Genomic DNA, 13695 nt, shown 5'->3' on the forward strand with positions numbered 1-13695 from the left:
GACGCCATGCATCGCAATCCACCCGCGGCGTGGTCGTCAGGCGAACAACGCTGACGTACGCTCGATCCGTCTCGGGTCGGCTAAACGCTTGCAGAGATAGCCCGCTGCGTTCTCAAGGGTGGCTCAAAGCCGGCCGCGGCAATACGCCGCGGCCGGGGCCATGCGCAGATGGTGGGTTACGGGTTGGTATCGAATGCGTCGAAATCCGATTTACGGATCAGTGCGTGGATGCCCTTGGTCTTGTCGACCACCTGCGACACTTCGAAGTCCGTCGCGGCACTCAGATAGGCCAGTGCGAGCGCTTCATCGATGCCGTACTGCTGATGCAGAAAACGGATCGACTCGCGTACGGCATCCTTCATGGCCAGATCGAGATCTTCGTCGAGGCCGACGGTGATCCAGTAATCGCTGGTTTCGCCCAACAGTTTGTCGACCTGTTTGCCCGGCAGCTCTGCCTTGCCGCTTTTGAGCAGGGTCAGCTTGAGCGTGGCACGTAGCGAGCCCTCCAGCGCAGTGAGCGCGACTTCGCCGTCGCCCTGGGTGAAATGGCTATCGCCGGTATAGAACAGGGCGCCGTCGACCTCGATCGGGTAATAGACCGTGCTGCCCGCGCCCAGATCGTTGATATCGGCATTGCCGCCGATACGCGAAGGCGGCACCGAGTTGACCGGCTCGTCGGTGTCGGGGGCGACGCCCATGATGCCCATGAACGGATGCAGCGGGAAACGGATGGCCTTATCGTTACCCGCATCGAGCACGCCATACCACTGATCGCCGTCCTTCTCGATCGGCGCGAAGGTCGAGACGTTGGCATAGCGTTCGGGGTATTCGCTGCTCGGATTGGGCTTTGGCTCGGTCTTCGGATATTCACCCGGCAACGCGCCCTTGCCATGGCGATTGGAGATCACGCCGTAGGGCACCCGGGGTTCGAGCTTGATGACCTCCACCTTGAGCACGTCGCCGGGCTCGGCACCTTCGATCGCCACCGGGCCGGTGACGATATGCGGGCCGTCCTTGAAGAAATCGTGTGCCATATCCGAGGCCGTGATCGCGATGGCATCGTCGAGCACCTGCTGTTCGGGTACGTTCTTGCTCGCGAAGTAGGCCACCGGATCCCGGCCCTGGTCTTCGAGGATGCCTTCGTGCGAAATCGTATCGAAGGTCACTGCACTGCCAGAGGGCACGGTGAGCACCGGTTTTGCCTTCTTATTGGGCAGATACCCCCAGCGCACGGTTTCCGTGGTGGACGGCACGTAGTAATTGCCGGCGTAGTCGCCGGTGGTCATCTTCTGCGGCTTGTCGGCCAAGGGCTGCAGTACGTCGAAATCGGCCGCGCCCGCGGGCACGCTCAGGGCGCTGCAGCATAGTGCCAGCGCGCCTGCGATGGTGTATCTCATGAAATCGGTCTCGAACTAAAATGAAATGGTGTTCTAGCAAGAGACGCACCAGCTTTTCGGAATACGTGCTCACTAAGGCTGCAACTGCGCTCGCGAAAGCCACGCCCCGAAAGGCCGCCCGGCGGTCCGCTGCATATTCGACACGTTTGCGGGGGCTGTAATGAAGTGCTAGTAATGGTGGCAACGCTCGCACAACACGGCGTAACCACGGCCGAGGCGCACCGCAGCGACCGGCGTTACGCTTACACCGATTTCTGGGGGTCTCTTGAGTAAATTGCTATCGCGTAGCCAGCGCGTCTATACCGGCTCGGCACTGATCATTCTGGCCCTGGTGATCGTCGGCGCGAGTTTTCCGAAGGCATTCGGCGATTTCGCCAACAGTGCGCTGAATGCGGTATCGCATGTTTTCGGCTGGCTGTATCTGTTGTCGGTGTTCGGGTTCGTGATCTTTCTGGTGGGTCTGGCATTCAGTCGCTACGGCAAGATTCGCCTGGGCGAACCCTACAGCGAGCCGGAGTACAGTTTTTTCTCCTGGGTGAGCATGCTGCTGGCGGCCGGTTTCGGTGTAGGGCTGGTGTTCTACGGCCTGGCCGAGCCGGTGCTGCATTATCTGAACCCGCCTTATAACGACATGGAAGGGTCGACGCCGGAATCGGCGCGTTATGCGATCCAGTACAGCTTTTTCCACTGGGGCATCAGCCAGTGGGCCGGTTTTTCGATCGTCGGCCTGATCATTGCCTATTTTCAGTTTCGCCGTAACAAATCGGGGTTGGTGTCCACGGTCGTCGAGCCACTTACCGACAAGCTGCCCGAAGCTGCCCGTCAGCCCACCAGTGATGGCCTGAATATTCTGGCGGTGGTGGCCACGGTCATGGGTGTGGCGACATCGCTTGGCCTGGGCGTGCTACAGATCAACGGCGGCCTCAACCAGATGTTCGGCGTGCCGGATACCACGCTCTGGAAGTTCATCATTCTGGGCGTGATGTGTGCCTGCTATACCGTATCCAGTTATTCCGGGCTCGATAAAGGCATTCAGTGGTTGTCGAACATCAACCTGGCGCTGTGTCTGGGCTTGATGGGCTGGGTGCTGTTCACCGGCCCGACGATCTTCATTCTCAACACCATCGTCGTGGGTATTGGCGATTACATCCAGAATTTCGTCGCCATGAGTCTGCGCATGAACCCGTTCGAGGATACCGGCGAAGACTGGATCTCGACCTGGACCGTGTTCTACTGGGCCTGGGTGATCGCCTGGTCGCCCTTCGTGGGTACGTTCGTGGCCCGTATTTCCAAGGGCCGCACGATTCGCGAGTACGTCATGGGCGTGCTCATCGTGCCGCCGCTGCTGGCCTGTGGGTTCATCGGCGTGTTTGGCGGGGCCGGGCTGCATATGGAACTGTTCGGCGATGCCGCGGGTACGCTCACCGCCGCCGCCGACAAGGACATTACCTCGGCGTTGTTCACCTTCTTCGAAATGATGCCCTTCAGTACCGCGCTGTCGATACTGGCGATGTGCCTGATCTTCGTGTTCCTCGTGACCTCGGCCGACTCGGCGTCCTATATCGTGGCGCAGATGACCGACGAAGGCTCGCTCGAACCGCCGTTGTACAAGCGGTTGTCCTGGGGCCTGCTGATTTCGGCGATCTGTCTGACGCTCATCGTCGCCGGTGGCCTCAAGGGGTTGCAGACCGGGGCCTTGCTCGCCGCACTGCCGTTCGTGTTCGTGCTTTATTGCATGGTCTTCGTGCTCGCCAAGGAACTGCGCGACGACCGTCGGCGCATGCTGCTCGACCTGTATGAAAAGCACGAGTCGATGCCGGTCGGTGCCGACGCCTTCGAAGCCCGCGACATTCTCAACGATGTCTGGGACGAAGAAGATCTCGAAGACGCCGACGACGAAGGCACGCGCTCGAAAGGCGCGAACGAGCCGGCTTCCTAACGCCTGCCAGTCCGGGCCACGCCGACGCAGACTCGGCGTGGCCCAGGCTCGCTTTGTGAACCGGACAAACCTGCGTGCTGCATTATGTAGGGCACCCCGTGGGCGGTGTCCAGGCCGGCAGATTGTTGGCCAATGAACGCCAAGACACGCGAACAAAGCGAAGCACGGATTGCGCCGGCTCCGGTGGCTTGCCGATCGCACCGGTTTCCCTGAGCAAGTATTGGCTTGCATTCGCGGACCGGTTTCCTTGTTTGACGACGAAAAACCGTTGCTGTCGTACGTTGATGGAGGCGCCAGTGCCGCGCTGTTTGAGCGCGCGACTTACGCCCGTATTCTGTCTGCACATGAACGCGAACAGGCGCACCGACGGCCGAAGGCCGATCGTTAAAAACGCACGTGCGCTGTGTTCAAACCCAAAAAAAAACGCCGGCACGTAGCCGGCGTTGCTGTTCGGGGCTCGCGATTGTGCGGCGCGGTGCGCGACTAGGCGTTCGTGTCGGTCGAGACCACGCAGAACAGTTCGGCCAGCGAATGGCGGCGCCGCGAGTTCTCCGGCGCCAGCGCGAAGGTCGCGTTGACCGTGCTCGCCTGGGTACAGCCGTGACGGGCATCCACGCCGGTGCTCGAGGCAATGAGCGTATGCGGCATGTCGGGGACATTATCCAGGGCCGCGACCAATGGCTGAATACGGTTGGTATAGGCCGCCAGGCGGGATTTGGGCAAGGGGTGGCCGTCCGGCAGCTTCATGGTCAACGGGTTGTGGGGGTGGCCATTCAGGCGGATTTCATAGTGCAGATGCGGGCCGGTGGCTTCGCCGGTCGCGCCGACATAGCCGATGATCTGGCCCTTGCTGACATGGTCGCCACGCTTGAGGCCCTTGGCGAACTTGTACATATGCCCATAGCGGGTCGAATAGCCGTCGAAATGGGTCAGCTGCACGATCCGTCCATAGCCGTGGCGACGGCCGACGAATTTCACCACGCCATCGCCGGCGGCATGAATCGGCGTACCGCGCGGTGCGGCCATATCCACGCCCCAGTGCGGACGCCGGATATGCAGGATCGGATGCATGCGATCGGGATTGAACGGCGAACTGATTCGCGAGTAATTCACCGGATGGCGCGACAGCGACGGCTCGTAGGCATGGCCTTCGGCGTCGTAATAGCGGGCGTCGCCGTCCTCGTCGATGGCCCGAAAGGCTTTCAGGTTCTGGCCGCCGGTGGTGATGCTCGCCGCGATTACCGGGCCCAGCGCCACGCGCTCACCCTGGGCATATTCGGCATCATAGACCACGCTGAAGCGATCGCCCGGGTGCATATGCCGAGACAGATTGGCCCGGTAGCGATAGATATGGGCCAGTTGTGTCGCCACCCCGGCGGGTACGCCGGCTTCGGCCAGTGACTGGGCAAGGGAGCCGTCGACCGTACCGCGGGCCGTCATGCGCCGGGTCTGGGTTTTCAGGTGCACGATCTCGGCCTCGAGTGCGCCCGGGCCGCCGTCACTGTCCAGCCCCGAGCGGGCGATCGAGAGCGTATCGACCGCATTGAGCTTGAAGCGGAGTTCGGCCAGCCGGCCATCGGTGGTCTTGCGCAGTTCCAGGGTATTGCCCGGGCGCAGGCGTTTGAGCGGGTCGACGATATCGCCCAGGCCGACCAGGGCCATGAGCTCGCGTGCGGGCAGGCCGGCGCGTTCGAAGATCCGTGACAGCGAATCCCCCGGGGCGACCGTGATTTCGCGCCAGGGCGTGATCTCGGGCGCGCTTTTGGCCAGCAGCGCCTGGCGTTCGTCGGGGCCGAGTTCGTCGGCGAGTTGGGGCCGGGATTCGTGCGTGCCCAGGGCAGTACCGCTATCGAATGCGGTGGCATGAAGTCCGGCCTCGGCGCCATGCGAGAACGGATTTGCATGAACACTGGTGCCCATGCACACAAACAAACTCATACCCAGCGCGCCGTGTGTACCGGCCCGCAGAAAATTCGACCAACGCATTCAATACCCTCGGTCTTTCTCGCGCTCTTGCACGATGAAATTATCGCCCGACAGTCGTCTTCGACATGCCATGGAGGCGAAAAGTTTCGTCGCAGTTGCCACTGTGCGCCCGGTCCCCACCGAAGCGTGCTGCCAAACCGCTCGTGAGCGCAGAGTTATACAGTAACATCGCGGCGAACACGAGCCCACGCTGCGATAACCTGCGCTTCGCGACGCGCGTCAGCTGTATCGGCGGGCCATGTTTTCGCTTTACCTTTGGGGGTTAACGCGGCGTTGATCGGGCAACGCCTGAACTGTGGCAGCCGCGCGGGCCCGCGGGCGAATCGGGTCGTCGTGCGCGCGATGGCCGATTGGCGGCGATGTCGTCGGCCGGGTACGCGTTTCACTCGTTCGGCCGGGACAGCCAGATGAGTACGGTCAGGCCGATGAAGATCACCCCGGCCAGGTAATACATCTCGTTGAGGCCGAGCATGAACGACTGCTCCGAAATCACGCGTGCCAGCGCGCCGTAGGACTGCTGTTCGCTCATTCCCTGGGCCTGTGCCTGAGCAAGCCATTGCTGGGTGAGCGGGTCGGTGACCGAGGTATGCGCCGAGAGCACATGATCGTGATAGGCCTGGCGGCGATCCCACATCGTGACCGACAATGACGTGCCGAAGCTCAGCGCGATCAGGCGCATGAAGTTGAACAGCCCCGACGCGCTGGCTACCTTGCTGGCAGGCAGGCCGGTCAACGACAGCGTGATCAGCGGAATGAAGAAACAGGCCAGACCGATGCCCCAGGGCAGACGGGTGAGAAACAGGCGCTCGAAATTGATCTGGGTATTCGCATCCGCCTTGAGAAACGACAGTCCGGCGAACAGCAACATGCCGAAGGTGACGATGAAACGCAGATCGATCTTGTCGGTCAGGCGGCCCACGATCGGCGAGAAGATTGCGCCCATCAGTCCGAGCGAGGCCGTGGTGATACCGGCCCAGGTGGGCGTATAGCCCTGTTCGTTCTGTAGCCATAAGGGCAGCAGAACGACGCCCGCGAAATAGGTCATGAAGCCCAGCGTTACGCACAGCGTGGCCACGGTGAAATTACGGCGACCGAACAGCCTGAGATCGACCACCGGGTTGTCGTCGGTCAATTCCCAGACCACGAAAAAGGCCAGAAACACGGTCGCGGTGATCGCCAGCACGACGATGAAGGTGGACTGGAACCAGGCTTCATCGTTGCCCTTGTCGAGCATGACCTGGAGCGCGCCCACACCCACGATCAGCAGTGCGAGCCCCACGAGGTCGATAGGCAGGCGCTGGGTTTCGGTTTCCCGGTTGCGCAGCACCAGCCAGGTGCCGGCTGCGGCGAACGCGCCCACCGGCACGTTGATATAGAAAATCCACGACCAGCTGATGTTGTCGGTGATCCAGCCGCCGAGAATCGGCCCGGCCACCGGCCCGACCACCGCGGTCATGCCCCAGATGCCATTGGCGAAGCCGCGCTTGTCGGGTGGATAGTTGGCCAGCAGCAGGCTCTGCGACAGCGGAATCATCGGCCCGGCGACCACCCCCTGGGCGGCACGCATGACCAGCAGCATCACGAAGGAACCGGACAGGCCACATAGAAACGAAAACAGAGTGAACAGCACCGTGCACCACACGAACAGCTTCACTTCGCCGACCCGTTTAGCCATCCAGCCGGACACGGGTACGGCAATGGCGTTGGCCACCGCAAAGGAGGTGATCACCCAGGTGCCCTGGCTGGTGGAGACGCCCAGATTGCCGGCGATGGCCGGGATCGACACATTCGCGATCGACACATCGAGCACATTCATGAATACCGCCAGCGCGAGGCTGAGCGTCACGACGAACAGCGCACCGGCGGGCAGCGGCGGGTGCGTGTTGTCGTCCTGCGCGGTACTCATGGGTGGGCGGTAAGCCGGCCGATCGTGTTCGCCGGGGCGCGGGCGGTGGTCTTGGGGTCGCCGTCGTTGGTGGCGATGATACGGTCGATGATCGCGGCCGCGCCGTCCTCGCGCTGGCGATAGACATCGGTACGCAGCCGTGCCTTGTCGCGTGCCGCCTCGGCCAGCGGACGGCCGCTGCTATCGTGCAGATCCACGCTTACGTGCATCGACAGCCCCAGCCGCAGCGGATGCTGCTTGAGTTCGTCGCCGCTGAGCACGATACGCACCGGCACACGCCGTACGATCTTGATCCAGTTGCCGGACGCATTCTGTGGCGGTAGCAGTTCGAAGGCCGCGCCCGTGCCGGGACTGATGCCGGCGACATGACCGTGGTAGACGGCCTCGTCGCCATAGAAATCCGCATACACGGTCGCGGGCTGGTCGATACGCATCGCCGCCAGCTGGGTTTCCTTGAAGTTGGCGTTTACCCACACCTGATCGATAGGCACGATCGAGAGCATTGGCTTGCCCGGCTCGACGCGCTGGCCGAGCTGCACATCGCGCTGGGCGACGTAGCCAGCCACCGGCGCCGGCACCCGGCTGCGCTGGACATCCAGATAGGCCGAACGCAGCTGGGCCGCGGCCTCGCGTACCGCAGGATGGCCGCGCAGCGTAGTGCCCTCGGTCTGGGCTTCGAGTTCGCCCAGCCGGTGCCGGGCTGCGGACAGCGCCGAGCGTGCCTGCTCGAAATCCGAGCGACTGTGTTCGTAGGCCTTGCGGGTGACACCATGGACCTTGAGCAGCTTCTGATCGCGTTCGTAGTCGCGCCGGGCCTGGGTAAGCTGGGTCTGGCGCATGTCGACGGTGGCGCGCTGCTCATCGGCCTGGGCGAACAGCTGGTGCACCTGGCGTACGGTCTGGGCCAGATGGGCGCTGGCGCGCTCCAGCGCGTTGTCGACATCGGTATCGTCGAGTTCGATGACGGTATCGCCGGCTTCCACGCGGTCGGTATCTTCGGCATAGATGGCGGTGACCGTACCCGCGCGTTGCGGGGCCAGCATCACCCGATTGCCGTGGACGTAGGCGTCGTCGGTGTCGGCATAGAACTGGGCGACGAGAAAGTAATAGGCCGCATAGGCCACGCCGATCAATATGAACAACGCCGCCAGGCCCAGCAGATACCACTTGCGGCGGCTGTTGCCGGAGCGGGGCAGTTCACGGTCGGTCGAAGTAGCAGCATCGGCCATGGGCATTCCTGATTATTGATTCAGCATCGAGACAACGAACGGCGTCCGCTGCCCACAACGATCGAGCACAGGCGCGGCGTCAGCCGGGCCGATCCGTGCTCATACGGCGTGGTTTGGCGGGGCGGGCGTCGGCCATGTCGAGCGGATCGTCGGCATTCCACCAACCGCCGCCGAGTGCGCGAAACAACGCAGCGCTATCGCTATAGCGGGTCACGCGTGCATCGACCACGTCCAGGAGCGTGTCCTGGTATTGGACCTGGGCGGTATACAAGGCGATATACGTGGCCGCGCCGTTATCGACCCGGGCGCGCACGGTATCGAGGTTGCGTCGCGCCTGGTCGGCCGCTGTTTGTTGGGCTTCGAGCGCGCGTGCATCGGATTCCAGCGAGCGCAGGCTGTCTGCCACATCGCCGAAGGCAGCGAGCACGGTCGCACGATAATCCGCAAGGGCAGCGACATAGGCATCGCCCGCGGCACGTTTTTGTGCACGCAGGCGGCCGCCCGCGAACAGCGGCGCGCTCGCCGAAGCACCGAGCTGCCAGAGTGCCGTCACCGGATCGCTCAAATCGCCCAGGCTCAGGCCTTCGCGGCTGTAGTAGGCGCCGATCGAGACATCCGGCAACAGGTTGGCCGCAGCAATGCCGATCTGGGCGCTGGCGGCGTGCACCATGGCCTCGGCGGCGAGAATGTCCGGGCGCTGGCGCACCAGCGCGCTGGGCAGGCTTACCGGCAGCGTGGCGGGCAGGGTGAGGTCGTCGATATGAAAGTGCGGGTCGGCGAATGTACCCGGTGTCGATCCGGTGAGTACCGCCAGCCGGTTGACCGCGATCGCACGCTGTTTGCGCAGGGGCTCGAGCGAGGCACGGGTACGCGCCAGCCGGGTCTGTATCTGAGCGGCGTCGGCGTCGACCGCTACCCCGTATTCGATCTGGCGGTCGACGATATCCAGCGTACGTTGCTGGCTATCGATGATCTGTTTTGTGGTATCGATCGCGGCGTTGACCCCGGCTTCGGCGATCGCGCTGGCCACGATGTTGTTGATGAGGGTGACGTAGGCATCGAGCGCTTCGAAGCGGGCGAAATCCAGGCGCGCCTGGGTCTGTTCGATCTCGCGCCGGGTCTTGCCGAAGATATCGAGATCGTAACGGGCGCTGATTCGCCCCTGATAGAGATTGAAGGTATTGATGAACGATGGATCGTCGATACCCAGTTCGATGCCGCTGGCCCGTTGGCGTGAGACCCCGGCCGAGGCATCGACCTGCGGCAGCAGCGCGGCGCGTCCGGCAACGACCGCTTGCTGGGCGGACTGCAGGCGTGCGCGTGCTGCGGCGAGTGTCGGGCTGTCGGCCAGCGCGTTTTCGATCAGCCGATCGAGTTTGTCCGAGCCGAACACTCGATACCAGTCGGCGCGGACCTCGCCGGCGCGTTCGAACATCTGTGCCTCACCCGACGCGGTCGGCGCGGTATCGGGCGCCACGGTGTAGGCCTGATCGCCGGGCGTATCGGGGCGCTCGTAATCCGGGCCCACGACACAGCCGCCGAGCAATAACAGCCCGGCAAGGCTGGCCATGACGCCCGCGCGCGAAGCGCATGCGCCGATCCGGAAAAGGGGTGTCGATGCCATGGCACTCGATGATGAAAAGTGCGAGAGCGGGAGCGCTCATTCGAGCGCCAAGTTATGTGCATATGACAATATTTGTCAAATACACCAACGGAGATAGCAGCGCACCACGCCATGCCGGCGGTCCAGCTGCGGCGGCGGGCAGGTCGGCTGCCGGGTACGTGGTCACACGATAGCGAGCGGGCGTGGCGCGATTGTTGCTATATGACGTTTGGGTCAATGCCCCAAACGACGCGTCGGTGCTAATCTGCGTGACAGGGGCAAGCGTAGACGGTCAATCGGCCTGCGGGCCAGGGGGAATCATGAGCATGAGTGGGGAAACGCCACGCTTCGTGCGGGTACTGGCGCGCAAGGACGTACTGGCGTTGGCGTTCGGCGCGATGATCGGCTGGGGCTGGATCGTGATGACCGGCACCTGGATTCTCTCGGCCGGCAGTCTGGGCGCGGTCGGGGCGTTTTTGATCGGCGGCGTGGCCATCGTGCTCGTCGGGCTGACCTACGCCGAACTTGCCGCAGCGATGCCGCAGGCCGGTGGCGAGCATGTCTACAGTTACCGCGGGCTCGGCCATCTGGCTTCGTTCGTATGCACCTGGGCGATCGTGCTCGGCTATATGACCGTCGTCTCCTTCGAGGCGGTGGCCTTGCCGACGGTCGTGGAGAACATTCTGCCCGGTTACAGCATGGGCCATCTGTGGACGATCGCCGGCTGGGATGTCGAGGCCACATGGGTGGCGGTCGGTGTCGCCGGCTCGCTGCTGATGATGTGGGTCAACTATATTGGTATCCGGACCGCGGCGCTGGTGCAGAAGCTGGTGACGCTGATGATCGTGGCGGTGGGTCTGCTGTTTCTCACCGGTGCGCTGTTCAGCGGCGAGGGTGGCAATCTGGCGCCGCTTTTCACCGGCGAGGTCAGTGTGGCGGGCGGCATCATGAGCGTGCTGGTGATGGTGCCGTTCATGTTCGTGGGTTTCGACGTGATCCCGCAGGCCGCCGAGGAAATCGATCTGCCGCATCGGGATATCGGCCGGTTGCTGGTGTTTTCGGTACTGCTGGCGGTGTTCTGGTACGCCGCGATCATCTTCGGCACCGGCTATGTGCTTTCGCCCGATGGGATCGATCCGGATTCGCTGGCGGTGCCGGATGCCATGGCAGCGGCGTTTTCCAGCGCCTGGGCGGGCAAGCTGATGGTGCTGGCGGGCATGGCCGGTATCATTACCAGCTGGAATGCTTTCTATATCGGCGGTTCGCGCGCAATTTACGCGCTTGCCAAGGCCGATATGCTGCCGCGCGTATTCGGCGAACTGCATCCGCGCTACAACACCCCGGCGAATGCGATTCTGCTTATCGGCGTGGTGACGTCGCTCGCGCCGTTTCTCGGGCGCAGCGCCATGGTCTGGCTGGTGGATGCCGGCGGACTGGGTATCGTGCTCGCGTATCTGTTCGTGGCGGCATCGTTTCTGGTGTTGCGCTATCGCGAGCCGGACATGCCGCGACCGTTTGTGGTGCCTGCAGGCAAAGTCGTCGGTATAGTTGCCATTGTGCTATCGATCGCGCTGGTCGTGCTGTATCTGCCCGGTAGTCCGTCGGCGCTGCTGCCGGTGGAATGGCTGATATTCGGGGTATGGATGCTCGGCGGTGCAGCAATGTACGTCTGGGCTCGTGTACGCTACGGCGTACATGCGCCGCAGGACTCGGCGCACACATAGCACCATGGGGGAAGCGGGCCGGGCGCGCGCTATTTGATCGCGATTCAGGGTCTGGTAAAAAGCGTTCTTAAAAGAGGGGTAGGCGGTCGACCGTTCGACCGCGATGCAAGGATTGACCATGAAGAAGATAGCGATCGCACGGTTTGCCGTGATAGCCATCAGCGCGCTGGCCTGGGCCACGGGCGCTGCCGCCCAGCAGCAGGCGCCCAGCGATGCCGAAGCCGCACAGGTGCTCAAGAGCGCGCGGCCGCTGGCCGAGAACGGCAATGCCAATGCCCAGTACAACATGGGCGTGCTCTATGACGAGGGCTATGGCGTCGAGCAGGACTATGCCCAGGCGCGGGACTGGTACGAAAAGGCCGCCGCCCAGAATTATTCCAAGGCCGAACACAATCTCGGCATCATGTATCAGGAAGGCCATGGCGTGCCCCAGAGCGATGCCAAGGCTGCGGAATGGTTCAAGCGCGCCGCCGAGCATGGCGAGCCGGCCGCACAGAACAATCTGGCCGTGTTGTACGTGCGCGGCAACGGGGTACGCCAGGATCTGGCCGAAGCGGCGCGCTGGGCGGCCAAGGCGGCCGCAGCCGGCAACGGTTCGGCCAAGAACAACCTGCCGCAGATCATGGAAAATCTGCCGCAATCGCGTATCGATGGTGATAACGTCAATATCCGTAGCCAGCCGAGTACCCGCGGGCGCGTACTGCGCCAGGCCGATCGCAATACGCGGGTGGCCGTGCTCGATTCGCGCGACGACTGGGCGCAGGTGGTATTCGGGGACGATTACACGGTCGGCTGGGTCGCGGACTTCCTGCTGGCCGGCTCGAGCGCGCCCATGGCCAACGCCTCGGCCAATAACGCCTCGAATCAGGGCAGCGAAGCGCCGCCCTCGGGCGATGATGCTGGGTCCGAATTGCCCCAGGGCGTGCCTGAAACCGGACCGACGCGCTATATCGGTGGCGATGTGGTTAACGTGCGCTCGGGCCCGTCGACCGGCCACGGGGTCAAGTTCCAGGCCAAGCGCAACGAACGCGTGATGGTGACCGGGCGCGAAAAGGACTGGCGGCGTATTCGCTTCGACGATGGCCGTACCGGCTGGATCGCAGGGTTTCTGCTGGTCGAATAGACGATCGCGCGGGCGAACAGGCCTGACGTAAAAAAACCGGCACCCTCGGGCGCCGGTTTTTTTTATGGCCGGTGATCGGGCCCGCCAATCAGCTGTCGATTTTCGGCGTGGGCCGCACCAGAATTTCGTTGACGTCGACACTGGCCGGACGCGATAGCGAAAACAACACCGCCTCGGCGATATCGTGATCGGTCAGCGCGTGCTCCGGTTTGTCGTCGAAGAAGGGTGTATCCACCATGCCCGGCTCGATGAGCGTGACCCGGATGCCCGTGCCCCGCAGTTCCTCGCGCACGCCGTAGCCGATTGCGGAGACAGCCCATTTCGTGGCGCTGTACATGGAACCGGGGATGGTCGTGCGTCCGGCGGCCGAACCGGTAATCAACAGGTGGCCACGGCTGTCCTTGAGCGCCTGCGCGCAGGCCTGGATAGTCAGCCCGACGCCGTAGACGTTGGTCAGGATCATGTCCTTCCAGACATCGCTATCGGCGCCACAGAAGCCGCCGGGACGCCCGCCGATACCGGCATTCGCGAAAACGGCATCGATCCGGCCGAAGTGCGCCAGTGTGCGCTCGACCATGGCTTGCTGGGAGGCCTTGTCGGTTACGTCACATTCAAGCGCAAGGGCGGCCTCGCTGCCGAGTTCGTCGACCAGCGCGTCGAGCTTGTCGATCGAACGCGCGGCCAGCGCCACGCGATAACCCTGCGCGACGGCATGCCGCGCAGTCGCTGCGCCGATGCCGCTGGAAGCGCCGGTTATCAGAAGAACGGGATCGGCCATGACAATCACC

At 63.3% G+C, this 13695-nt stretch carries 9 protein-coding genes; 3 read left to right on the top strand and 6 right to left on the bottom strand.

Going from position 1 to position 13695, the window contains the following annotated elements; translation table 11 throughout:
- Positions 1–176 precede the first annotated feature (176 nt).
- The gene (locus T5B8_RS13840; RefSeq protein WP_353179646.1) at positions 177–1397 is read right to left on the bottom strand and encodes an acetamidase/formamidase family protein; all 1221 of its coding nucleotides are present in this window, start codon (positions 1395–1397) and stop codon (positions 177–179) included.
- Between the two features lie 265 nt (positions 1398–1662).
- Between T5B8_RS13840 and T5B8_RS13845 the strand changes: the two genes are divergently transcribed.
- Entirely contained in the window at positions 1663–3336 is a 1674-nt protein-coding gene (locus T5B8_RS13845; RefSeq protein WP_353179647.1) for a BCCT family transporter, read from the top strand.
- A 483-nt stretch (positions 3337–3819) separates the two neighbouring features.
- Here the strand turns inward: T5B8_RS13845 and T5B8_RS13850 are convergent, their stop codons facing one another.
- The 4 genes from T5B8_RS13850 to T5B8_RS13865 form a co-directional block, all read right to left on the bottom strand.
- Complete coding sequence (locus tag T5B8_RS13850; protein WP_353179649.1) at positions 3820–5322, bottom strand: M23 family metallopeptidase; 1503 nt, start codon at positions 5320–5322, stop codon at positions 3820–3822.
- Between the two features lie 382 nt (positions 5323–5704).
- On the bottom strand, positions 5705–7228 hold the full coding sequence (locus tag T5B8_RS13855) for a DHA2 family efflux MFS transporter permease subunit (protein WP_353179651.1): 1524 nt from the start codon (positions 7226–7228) through the stop codon (positions 5705–5707).
- Positions 7225–8457, bottom strand: coding sequence for an HlyD family secretion protein (locus tag T5B8_RS13860; RefSeq protein ID WP_353179653.1), 1233 nt, complete (start codon positions 8455–8457; stop codon positions 7225–7227). The genes T5B8_RS13855 and T5B8_RS13860 overlap by 4 nt, the downstream gene beginning before the upstream one ends.
- A 79-nt stretch (positions 8458–8536) precedes the next feature.
- Positions 8537–10027 (bottom strand): efflux transporter outer membrane subunit, encoded by a 1491-nt coding sequence (locus tag T5B8_RS13865; RefSeq protein WP_353179655.1) that lies wholly within the window; start codon positions 10025–10027, stop codon positions 8537–8539.
- A gap of 353 nt (positions 10028–10380) precedes the next feature.
- Here T5B8_RS13865 and T5B8_RS13870 point away from each other — a divergent pair, with 353 nt between their 5' ends.
- Both T5B8_RS13870 and T5B8_RS13875 read left to right on the top strand, forming a co-directional pair.
- Positions 10381–11784: an APC family permease gene (locus tag T5B8_RS13870; protein ID WP_353179657.1), complete on the top strand. Its 1404-nt coding sequence runs from the start codon at positions 10381–10383 to the stop codon at positions 11782–11784.
- 118 nt (positions 11785–11902) lie between these two features.
- A complete protein-coding gene (locus T5B8_RS13875; protein ID WP_353179658.1) occupies positions 11903–12907 on the top strand; it encodes an SH3 domain-containing protein in 1005 nt (334 codons plus the stop codon).
- Positions 12908–12995: 88 nt separating this feature from the next.
- Here T5B8_RS13875 and T5B8_RS13880 read toward each other — a convergent pair whose 3' ends face one another.
- Positions 12996–13685: an SDR family oxidoreductase gene (locus T5B8_RS13880; protein ID WP_353179660.1), complete on the bottom strand. Its 690-nt coding sequence runs from the start codon at positions 13683–13685 to the stop codon at positions 12996–12998.
- Positions 13686–13695: the final 10 nt, after the last annotated feature.

Source organism: Salinisphaera sp. T5B8 (genome assembly GCF_040361255.1).
Classification (GTDB): Bacteria; Pseudomonadota; Gammaproteobacteria; order Nevskiales; family Salinisphaeraceae; genus Salinisphaera.

Bases quoted from the DNA above. Each gene is read 5' to 3' on its own strand.
- T5B8_RS13855 (WP_353179651.1), bottom strand. From the start codon at position 7,228: ATGAGTACCGCGCAGGACGACAACACGCACCCGCCGCTGCCCGCCGGT.
- T5B8_RS13870 (WP_353179657.1), top strand. From the start codon at position 10,381: ATGAGCATGAGTGGGGAAACGCCACGCTTCGTGCGGGTACTGGCGCGC.
- T5B8_RS13860 (WP_353179653.1), bottom strand. From the start codon at position 8,457: ATGGCCGATGCTGCTACTTCGACCGACCGTGAACTGCCCCGCTCCGGC.
- T5B8_RS13880 (WP_353179660.1), bottom strand. From the start codon at position 13,685: ATGGCCGATCCCGTTCTTCTGATAACCGGCGCTTCCAGCGGCATCGGC.
- T5B8_RS13840 (WP_353179646.1), bottom strand. From the start codon at position 1,397: ATGAGATACACCATCGCAGGCGCGCTGGCACTATGCTGCAGCGCCCTG.
- T5B8_RS13865 (WP_353179655.1), bottom strand. From the start codon at position 10,027: ATGGCCAGCCTTGCCGGGCTGTTATTGCTCGGCGGCTGTGTCGTGGGC.
- T5B8_RS13875 (WP_353179658.1), top strand. From the start codon at position 11,903: ATGAAGAAGATAGCGATCGCACGGTTTGCCGTGATAGCCATCAGCGCG.
- T5B8_RS13850 (WP_353179649.1), bottom strand. From the start codon at position 5,322: ATGCGTTGGTCGAATTTTCTGCGGGCCGGTACACACGGCGCGCTGGGT.